8 protein-coding genes are annotated in these 8,474 nt (G+C 73.6%); 6 read left to right on the top strand and 2 right to left on the bottom strand.

The annotated features are described in order from the left end of the window. Both HCN56_RS21190 and HCN56_RS21185 read right to left on the bottom strand, forming a co-directional pair. On the bottom strand, positions 1-1,418 hold a 1,418-nt coding region (locus tag HCN56_RS21190; protein ID WP_167973525.1), incomplete at its 3' end, for an HTTM domain-containing protein. After that, positions 1,415-2,500 carry a DUF5819 family protein gene (locus tag HCN56_RS21185; protein WP_167973524.1) on the bottom strand — a complete coding sequence of 362 codons (1,086 nt, stop codon included), beginning with the start codon at positions 2,498-2,500 and terminating at the stop codon, positions 1,415-1,417. The genes HCN56_RS21190 and HCN56_RS21185, both read right to left, overlap by 4 nt. Positions 2,501-3,114: 614 nt before the next feature. Between HCN56_RS21185 and paaA the strand changes: the two genes are divergently transcribed. From paaA to HCN56_RS21155, 6 genes are all read left to right on the top strand, one after another. Beyond that, a complete protein-coding gene (gene paaA / locus HCN56_RS21180) occupies positions 3,115-4,158 on the top strand; it encodes a 1,2-phenylacetyl-CoA epoxidase subunit PaaA (protein ID WP_245246843.1) in 1,044 nt (347 codons plus the stop codon). Next, positions 4,155-4,439 (top strand): 1,2-phenylacetyl-CoA epoxidase subunit PaaB, encoded by a 285-nt coding sequence (gene paaB, locus HCN56_RS21175; RefSeq protein ID WP_167973522.1) that lies wholly within the window; start codon positions 4,155-4,157, stop codon positions 4,437-4,439. Before paaA ends, paaB begins: the two co-directional genes overlap by 4 nt. Further along, positions 4,436-5,221, top strand: a complete 786-nt coding sequence (paaC, locus tag HCN56_RS21170) for a 1,2-phenylacetyl-CoA epoxidase subunit PaaC (RefSeq protein ID WP_376770906.1) — start codon at positions 4,436-4,438, stop codon at positions 5,219-5,221. The genes paaB and paaC overlap by 4 nt, the downstream gene beginning before the upstream one ends. A gap of 197 nt (positions 5,222-5,418) precedes the next feature. Beyond that, positions 5,419-5,928: a 1,2-phenylacetyl-CoA epoxidase subunit PaaD gene (paaD, locus tag HCN56_RS21165; protein WP_209313009.1), complete on the top strand. Its 510-nt coding sequence runs from the start codon at positions 5,419-5,421 to the stop codon at positions 5,926-5,928. Between the two features lie 5 nt (positions 5,929-5,933). After that, positions 5,934-7,001: a 2Fe-2S iron-sulfur cluster-binding protein gene (locus tag HCN56_RS21160; protein WP_167973526.1), complete on the top strand. Its 1,068-nt coding sequence runs from the start codon at positions 5,934-5,936 to the stop codon at positions 6,999-7,001. 137 nt (positions 7,002-7,138) lie between these two features. Further along, entirely contained in the window at positions 7,139-8,305 is a 1,167-nt protein-coding gene (locus HCN56_RS21155; RefSeq protein WP_167973521.1) for a pyridoxal phosphate-dependent aminotransferase, read from the top strand. Positions 8,306-8,474: the final 169 nt, after the last annotated feature.

Genomic DNA, 8,474 nt, shown 5'->3' with positions numbered 1-8,474 from the left:
GCCGCATCCGGCCCGGGGGCTCGGCCGTCGGCAGCAGCGGTCGGCCCCGTGCGTGTCGCCGGCGCGGTCACCGTTCCCGCCCCGACCACGGTGCCGGCACGCGGGACGGCGTCCGCCGTGACGCGCGGCGCGGACACCGCGGCCGAGGGGGCGGCCGAGGTCACCGGGCTGTCGTCCGGGCTGTCGTCCGTGCTGTCGTCCGGGCCGGCCTCCGTCCGTGGCCGCCGTCCGGTGAGGCGGGACAGTGGCGCCGTCGCCCGCCGTGTCCGGTAGCCGAGCCACAGGAGGAAGGCGGTGGGCAGGAAGACGATGTCCATCGCGATCATGGCGAGCGAGAAGAACGGCAGCCCCATCAGCACGGCGATGCCGACGTGCTCCGCGATCATCACCGCGAGCAGCACGTTCTTGACCTTGCGGTTCAGCAGGGCGAACGGGAAGGCGACCTGGATGAAGACCGTCCCGTAGGTCATGATCATCACCAGGACACCGTTGCCGGTGAGCGCCTGCGAGAGCTCCGGGAACGGCGTGAAGTAGTCCAGGTTCATCGGGTAGTAGACGGCGGTGCCGTCCTGCCACCGGGTGCCCTGGATCTTGTACCAACCGGCGGTCGCGTAGATCAGGCAGACCTGCGCCATGACGATCAGCAGCCCCATGTTGTGCACGAGGTTGGCGATCACGTCGCAGACCAGTCGCGGCTCGCCCGGCCAGTGGCGCTCCACGACCCACCAGGCGCCGAAGACCAGCCACAGGCCCCAGAGGCAGAGCTGCCAGACCCAGCCGCCGAGCATGCCGCCACCGGTCGTCACGGCGAGCGCGAGGCCGGCGGCGGCCCAGAGCGCGATGCCGGTCCGGTCCGTCCCGGGCACCGCGCCGCGTGCGGCGGCCTTCCGCCGGGCGTCCAGGGACCACACCTGGCCGCAGCGCAGCAGCACGAGGTAGATCGCCATCAGCTTGATGACGTTGTCGCCACCGTCGCCCATGAAGATCGAACGGTTCTGGAGGGACAGCACGCCGAGCATGAAGAGCACCGACATCGCCCGGGTGCGCCAGCCCAGCAGCAGCCCGACGGAGGCCAGTATCGCCATCAGGTAGACGGCCTCGAACCAGAGCCGGCCGTCGCTCCACATCAGCACGGAGAACGCCCCGGTACCGGAAATCATCTGCTCGGCGAGCTCGAACCCCCAGGGGCTGTCCGGCCCGTACAGCTCGTGCCGGTGGGGAAACTCCCGGACCAGGTAGAACAGCCAGGTGAAGGCGAACCCGATGCGCACCACGGCGGTCTGGTGGGGGCCGAGCGCCCGCCGGGTGATGTGACCGAGGCCGCGGGCGAGCGAGGCGTCGAACTTCTTGCCCAGGCCGGCGAAGGGGGACGGCGGGGGCGCGTCGGCCGGCCGTCCGGACGGTTGCTCCGGACTCATGACTCGCCCTCCCGGGCCTCGGTGCCGGACGTGCCCTGGTCGCTCCCGGTGGTGGGCGCCCGGCGAGCGCCGTCGGCGGTGTCCTCACTCTCGGCGGCCTCGTCGCCGCCGGCGTCCTCGGCGTCGGCCTCGGGGGCCGGCTGCGGGGGCGGGCGCTCGCCGTCGGGGGCGAGCGCGCCGCGCGGGCGGTCCGGCGGCAGGACGGTGCGCCAGTCCTGCTCGTCGTGGACGGTCTCGGTGTTGACGGAGCGGTCGTCCCACGGCGGTGTGGCGAGCGGGGTGACCGCCGACCTGATCTGAAGGCGCTGCACCGGCTCGGTGTCCATGATCGTGCTGAGGCGCAGCAGGGCGATGCGGTGGACGTAGACGGTCGCGCGTTCTCCGCGGGCCCCGACGGGGCGGCCGTCCTCGTCGAGGGTGTTGGAGTAGGTGTCCCAGGCCCGGCGCAGCGTGTTGTGCGCGGTGTGGCTGGGGAGCAGGTTGTACCGGATGGCGTCGATGTCCATCGCGGTGAGGTTGATCCAGTCGGTGGTCCGCACCCCGCCGTTCTCGGCCTCGAACTCGGCTCGGACCTCGACGGCTATGTCGGACTGGAGCGGGTTGGGCGCGAAGAGCTTCCAGTTCTGCTCGAACTCGGGGTTGGAGTAGCCGTCCCGGATGACGGAGGCGTACTCCTTGGAGAGGGTGTTGGCGGGCGCGACGTAGAGGAAGCCCATGGCTATGTGCCAGAGGCCGAGCACGGTGGCCAGGCCGACGGACAACGCGATGACGATGCGTGCGGGCCACCCGAGCCGGGCGAAGACGAACCCCTCGGTCGTCAGTGGTGCGGGGTTCGGCGCCCGCTCTGCGCCGCCGGCGGTCGGGCGGCCTTCGGTCGGCGCGCCCCCCCGGGCCTGCTCAGCGGGAACGGCGTCCCGCGGGGGCGACTCCCCTGCCGCCCCGCCCTCGTCGTGGTCCGCTTGCGCGGCGGCCTCCGCCGCCTCGCGGGGCGCGGGGAAGGCCGGGCCGGCCGCCTCGCCGCTCGCCCCGGTGGCGGGGCCGTCTTCCCCGGTCGGCTCCTCGGGTTTCTCCGGTGGCTCCATGCTCTCGAACGGTCCCCCACGACTGCGGCTCCAGGTCTCTCCTGGACCACAGCACGGTACCGCCGATGGGGAGGCCGCGTCCCCCGCCCTTCGGCCCTGAGGAGGGCCGCCCGGCACGCCGTCCGGTACGCCCCGCGCACCGGGACCGCCCGCCCCTCCGAGGGTTTCCGCTCCCGCGCCTCGCCCCTGCCGCCCGGTGCTCCCCTGCCCGGCCACCATGCCCCGCATCGCGGTGACAGAGGGTGACGAAGACCATCGTGGCCGTCCGCCGCGGGCTCTGCGTACCGCCACACGGGTGACTCTCTTGACACGGCCATCGAGCCCACCCACCATTGAACCGAACGATCGGTCGGTAGGTCGATCAGAAGCCATCGCCCCCGGGCCGAAGGGCAGGGCGGACAACTCCACAGCGGCGGGCAGCCGCACCCCCTCCGCTGCCCTCATCCGCCGTCCCGGCCGGACGCACGCGCCGCCGGACGACGCCCGCGCCTCCGGCGCCCCGGGCCACCACAAACGGCGCCCGGACCACCGATTCAGGGCAACCGCCACCGCCGACCGAGCGCGGTCACCCGACAGCCACCGAGCCATCCCCGAGCCGACGAGAGGGCCAGCCGATGACCACCGCCCCGCCCGCAGACCAGCGGAGCCCCGGCCTCGCCGAGCTGGAACGCGCCTTCGACACGGCCGTCGCGGCGGAGGAGCGCATCGAACCCCGCGACTGGATGCCGGACGCCTACCGGGCCACCCTCGTCCGCCAGATAGCCCAGCACGCGCACTCGGAGATCATCGGCATGCAGCCCGAGGCGAACTGGATCACCAGGGCGCCCTCACTGCGCCGCAAGGCGATCCTCACCGCCAAGGTGCAGGACGAGGCAGGGCACGGCCTCTACCTCTACAGCGCGGCCGAGACCCTCGGCGTCAGCCGCGACGAACTGCTCGACAAGCTCCACGCCGGCCGGCAGCGCTACTCCTCGATCTTCAACTACCCGACGCTCACCTGGGCCGACGTCGGCGCCATCGGCTGGCTGGTCGACGGAGCCGCCATCACCAACCAGGTCCCGCTCTGCCGCTGCTCCTACGGCCCCTACGCCCGGGCCATGGTGCGCATCTGCAAGGAGGAGTCGTTCCACCAGCGCCAGGGGTACGAGCTCCTCCTGGCACTCAGCCGGGGCACCGAGGCCCAGCACGCCATGGCACAGGACGCGGTCGACCGGTGGTGGTGGCCCTCACTGATGATGTTCGGCCCGCCGGACGACCGGTCCGCCCATTCGGCCCAGTCCATGGAGTGGAAGATCAAGCGCCACTCCAACGACGAGCTGCGCCAACGGTTCGTGGACATCTGCGTCCCGCAGGCCGAGTCCCTGGGGCTCTCCCTCCCCGACCCGGAACTCCGGTGGAACGAGGAGCGCGGCCGGCACGACTTCGGCGCCATCGACTGGGAGGAGTTCTCCCAGGTCCTCAAGGGCAACGGCCCCTGCAACGAGCAGCGCATCACCCAGCGGCGGCGCGCCCACGAGGAGGGTGCCTGGGTACGTGAGGCGGCCTCCGCCCACGCGGCGAAGCGCCGTGCCCGAGCCACCGCTGCCATCGGTGACACCACTGCCACCGGCGACACCGCCCCGCCCACCGCCACCCCGAACGGAGCCACCACCCCATGACCACACCCTGGCCCCTGTGGGAGGTGTTCGTGCGCAGCCGCCGTGGCCTCTCCCACACCCACGCCGGCAGCCTGCACGCCCCGGACGCCGAGATGGCCCTCCGCAACGCACGCGACCTCTACACCCGCCGCGGCGAGGGGGTATCCCTCTGGGTCGTCCCCGCGGAGTCGATCACCGCATCCTCCCCCGATGAGAAGGACCCGTTCTTCGAGCCCGCCGCCGACAAGGCCTACCGGCACCCGACCTTCTACGCGATACCGGACGGGGTGAAGCACCTGTGACCCCGGCAGAGCCGCCGCCGGCGCCCGTCGCGGGAACCACGGCCGTCGCGCCGCGCCTCGTCGGCGACGAGGCGACCGCCGCGCTGATGCTCGGCGACGACGCGCTGATCCTCTCCCACCGGCTCGCCGAGTGGACCGGCCACGCCCCGGCGCTCGAGGAGGACGTCGCGCTGGCCAACATCTCGCTCGATCTGCTGGGGCAGGCCCGCACCCTGTTCTCCCTGGTCGGCGACGAGGACGAGCTGGCGTACCTCCGCGGGGAGCGGGACTTCCGCAACGTCCAGCTGGTGGAGCAGCCCAACGGCGACTTCGCGCACACCATCGCCCGGCAGCTGTACTTCTCCCTCGCACAGGAGATCCGGTACACGGCGGTCGTCGGCACCGACGGCTGCCCGACCCCGATCCGCGAACTCGCCGCCAAGGCGGTGAAGGAGACCGCCTACCACCGGGACCATGCCACCGAGTGGACGCTGCGGCTCGGCGACGGCACCGACGAGTCCCATGCCCGTATGCGGCGCGGGCTGGAGGTGATGTGGCGCCACACCGGCGAACTGTTCGCCGCCGTGCCCGGGCTGCCGCTCGACGACGCGGCCCTCCGCGAGAACTGGCTCACCGCGTTGGAGGCCGTCCTCGGCGAGGCGACCCTCCCGCTCCCTCAGGGCCCGGACGCCGACGCCTGGACCGCGGGCGGCGGCCGGGAGGGCATCCACACCGAGCCCTTCGGTTTCCTGCTCGCCGAGATGCAGCACTTGCACCGCAGCCACCCGGGGGCGACGTGGTGACCCCCCGGGCCTCCGCCCACGAACGCGCCGCGGCCGACGCCGCCGGCAACACCGCCGCCGGTGAAGAACACACCGGCGACACGGACGCCGCCGCACACGGCCGCACCGCACCGGGTCCGACCGACGTGCCCGAGCCGGGCGGCGCGCCGGGTCGGGCCGCCCCCGCACCGGCTGCCGCCGTTCCCGCCGACGAGGAGCTGCGTGCCGCGGCCGAGTCGGTCCCCGACCCGGAACTGCCGGTGCTGACCCTCGCCGAACTCGGTGTCCTCCGCGAGCTGCGGACGGACCACGCGCCCGCGCGGATGGGCGACGCGGCGGAAGCAGCCCCCCGGGTGTCCGTCGAGGTGGACATCACCCCGACGTACACCGGGTGCCCGGCGCTGGAGACCATGGCCACGGATCTCGAAGCGGCGCTACGGCAGGCCGGCGCCGCCGAGGTGACCGTCCGCACCGTCCTCAGCCCCGCCTGGTCGACCGACGACATCACCGACGCCGGGCGCCGCAAGCTGGCCGCCGCGGGTATCGCGCCGCCCAGGCCCACCGGGCCGGCCGCGGGCGGCCCCGTCGGGCTGACCCTCACCATCCGCTGCCCGCACTGCGGATCGACCGACACCACCCTGCTGAGCCGCTTCTCCTCCACGGCGTGCAAGGCGCTCCGGCGCTGCGACACCTGCCGCGAGCCGTTCGACCACGTCAAGGAGTTGTAGAGGTGATCGTCCATCCGCTCGCCGTCAGCCGGCTCGACCGGCTCACCGAGGACTCTGTCGCGGTGACCCTCGACGTACCGGCCGCGCTGCGCGAGACGTTCCGGCATGTTCCCGGCCAGCACCTGACCTTCCGCCACACCCCCGCCGACGGCCGGGAACTGCGGCGTACCTACTCCGTCTGCTCGGCGGCGAGCGCCGTCGGGAGCCCCGCCCCGTCGCACCTCACCGTCGGGGTGCGGCACATCGACGGAGGCGTCTTCTCGGCGCACGTCGTGAAGGAGCTGACGGTCGGGGACACCCTGCACGTCCTCCCGCCGGCGGGCCGGTTCACCCTTCCGCCGGCACCGGGCCGGTACGCGGCGGTGGTCGGCGGCAGCGGTGTCACCCCCGTGCTCAGCATGGCCGCCACCCTGCTGGCCCAGGAGCCGACGGCGCGTTTCACGGTCCTCCGGTGCGACCGCTCCTCCGCCAGCACGATGTTCCTGGAGGAGTTCGCCGACCTCAAGGACCGCTACCCCGGTCGGCTCCAGCTCGCCCACGCGTTCTCCCGCGAGGAACTGCAGGCCGGCCTGGCCACGGGCCGCATGGACGCCCCGCGCATCGGGGCGCTGCTGCCCGCGCTCCTGGGCGGAGCCGTGCCGGAGGTCGCCGGCTGGTACCTCTGCGGGCCGCTCGGCCTGGTGGAGGCGTCCCGCGGCGCGCTGCGGGAGGCCGGGGTGGAACGCCACCGCGTCCACACCGAGCTGTTCCACGCCGATGCCGCGCCCGTCGTGGAGCGGCCGTCCGACGCGTCGGACGGCTCGCGGGTCACCGCCACGCTCGACGGCCGTGCGGGCACCTGGCCGATGCGGCCGGGCGAGACCCTGCTGGAGACGGTGCTGCGGAACCGGTCGGACGCGCCGTACGCCTGCAAGGGGGGCGTCTGCGGAACCTGCCGCGCCCGCCTCGTCGGCGGTGAGGTCGGCATGGACCGCAACTACGCCCTGGAGCCGGACGAGGTGGCGGAGGGCTACGTGCTGGCCTGCCAGTCCCGCCCGCGGACCGCCGAGGTGGCGATCGACTTCGACGCGTGACCCCGCCACCGGCCCGGCCTCCGTGCCCCGGCGGGGCACTGTCGTCGGGCCGCCCCATGGGCGAGGATGAGCCGACCGCGACGGCGCCGCCGCGGCATCGCACCCCGCACCACGCCGAAGACGAGGAACGGTGAGAGATGAGCGACCGTCCGTTGCTGAACCGCAGGCTCGACGGGCTGGGCACGACGATCTTCGCTCGGATGACGGCGCTCGCCGCCGAGACGGGTGCCATCAACCTCGGCCAGGGGTTCCCGGACACCGACGGCCCGGAGGCGGTGCGCGAGGCGGCCGTCCGCGCGCTGCGTGAGGGCCGCGGCAACCAGTACCCGCCCGGGCCGGGCATTCCCGAGCTGCGCCACGCGATCGCCGAGCACCAGCAGCGTTTCCACGGCCTGCGCTGGGACCCGGACACGGAGGTGCTGGTGACCGCCGGCGCCACCGAGGCGCTGGCGGCGACGCTGCTCGCACTGCTGGAACCGGGCGACGAGGTCATCGCCTTCGAGCCGTACTACGACTCGTACACGGCGGGCATCGCCATGGCGGGCGCCGTCCGGGTCCCGCTGACGCTCCGCGCCCCCGACTTCCGCCCCGACATCGACGCGCTGCGGGCCAAGGTCACCGACCGGACCCGGCTGCTGCTGCTCAACAGCCCGCACAACCCGACCGGCATGGTCCTCAGCCGCGCCGAGGCCGAGGCCATCGCCGAACTCGCCGTCGAGCGCGACCTGCTGGTCGTCACCGACGAGGTCTACGAGCACCTGGTCTTCGACGGTGAGCACGTGCCGTTCGTCTCGCTGCCGGGCATGCGGGAGCGCACGGTCTCGATCTCCTCCGCCGGGAAGACCTTCTCGTTCACCGGGTGGAAGGTCGGCTGGGTGACGGCAGCGCCCGCGCTGATCGCCGCCGTCCGGACCACCAAGCAGTTCCTGACGTACGTCAGCGCCGGGCCGTTCCAGTACGCGGTGGCCGAGGCGCTGCGACTGCCGGAGGACTACTTCACCGGGCTCCGGGACGACCTGCGCGCCAAACGAGACCTGCTCTCCGCCGGGCTGCGGGACGCCGGGTTCACCGTCCACCCGTCGGCGGGCACCTACTTCGTGACCACCGATGTCGCGTCGCTGGGCGAGAAGGACGGCGTGGAGTTCTGCCTGGCCCTCCCGGAGCGCTGCGGCGTGGTCGCCGTCCCCAACGCCGTCTTCCACGACGACGCGGAGGCCGGACGCACCCAGGTCCGCTTCGCCTTCTGCAAGCGTCCCGACGTCCTGTCGGAGGCCGTCGAGCGGCTGGGGCGCCTCTCGGCCTGACCGCCGTCGGCAGCGGACGTTCCCGGTGCCGGTCGCCCGACCGGGCCACCGGACCACCGGACCACCGGCCCGCCGCCCCGAGCCCGTCGCGTCGACCCCGCCACGGGCCGACCACGGCCGTGCCGACCGCGCGCCCCTCCCGCCGCACCCCCGCCCCGGCGGCCCGCCG

The sequence above is a fragment of the Streptomyces lonarensis genome (assembly GCF_012033735.1).
GTDB lineage: Bacteria > Actinomycetota > Actinomycetes > Streptomycetales > Streptomycetaceae > Streptomyces > Streptomyces lonarensis.
This window is presented reverse-complemented; position numbering and strand designations above follow the sequence as displayed.

What these genes read in the sequence shown, in the direction of transcription:
- HCN56_RS21185 (WP_167973524.1), bottom strand. Translation starts at nt 2,500, where the DNA reads ATGGAGCCACCGGAGAAACCCGAGGAGCCGACCGGGGAAGACGGCCCC.
- paaA (WP_245246843.1), top strand. Translation starts at nt 3,115, where the DNA reads ATGACCACCGCCCCGCCCGCAGACCAGCGGAGCCCCGGCCTCGCCGAG.
- paaB (WP_167973522.1), top strand. Translation starts at nt 4,155, where the DNA reads ATGACCACACCCTGGCCCCTGTGGGAGGTGTTCGTGCGCAGCCGCCGT.
- HCN56_RS21155 (WP_167973521.1), top strand. Translation starts at nt 7,139, where the DNA reads ATGAGCGACCGTCCGTTGCTGAACCGCAGGCTCGACGGGCTGGGCACG.